Here is a 710-nt window from a genome sequence, read left to right as displayed (position 1 = left end):
CCGCACCGGGCTGAGCCGGGCAGGGCACAGCTTCGTCGCGAAATCGGAGTCGCTGTCATCGGCGGTATGGACCTTGACCGTGGTGGCATTGGTCACACCGAGTGTTGCCGTCAGGGATCCGCAGGGGAATTCTATTGCCAACGGCGGCACGACCACGGCAACCACCGTGTATGTCGGCGGCAATGCGTCTATCAATACCACTGTCGAGGTTCGTGATAATGGTAGTCCGAAGCAGAACGCATCGGTCAACAGTATCGGTGGATGGGGGGAGATCAGTCTGTCGGTGGGGGTTGGTTTTCATAGCATTACGGCCAGAGGGCTTTATGGTAATAACCCGGTATCTCCGGCCCGGACCTTTACCGTAGTGGTTGATACCTGGCGGGACTCCATTACTGACTTCAGCAATGGGACCGCAGGTAACTGGCAAATAGGCCCTGCAGGTTTTCAAGGGCGTATTACGGGGGGGGTGTTTCATAACGATACGACAGCTCATACAGGGCATGCCGGAGTGTTGTTCAGTCAAACATTTAACTTCATGGCAGGACGAACCTACTCATTCAGCTATAGCGTTCGAAACTTTAGTCCGCTCGTAAACAATATACCGCCGATTTTTTCAGTCAGCACCGCCTCGAACCAACAGATACTTCCTGTCTATAGCGTCCCCAGGACAGGGCAATGGTATCAACAGAGTGCCAACTTCTCCGTTACCC

General features: G+C 54.2%; 1 pseudogene. It reads left to right on the top strand.

Annotation, left to right across the window (positions count from 1 at the left end):
* Nucleotides 1–79: 79 nt before the first annotated feature.
* A pseudogene (locus tag E3W21_RS25315) lies at nt 80–710 on the top strand (hypothetical protein); the annotation flags it as partial.

The organism is Pseudomonas sp. F01002, from assembly GCF_004402115.1.
GTDB lineage: Bacteria > Pseudomonadota > Gammaproteobacteria > Pseudomonadales > Pseudomonadaceae > Aquipseudomonas > Aquipseudomonas frigoris.
This window is presented reverse-complemented; position numbering and strand designations above follow the sequence as displayed.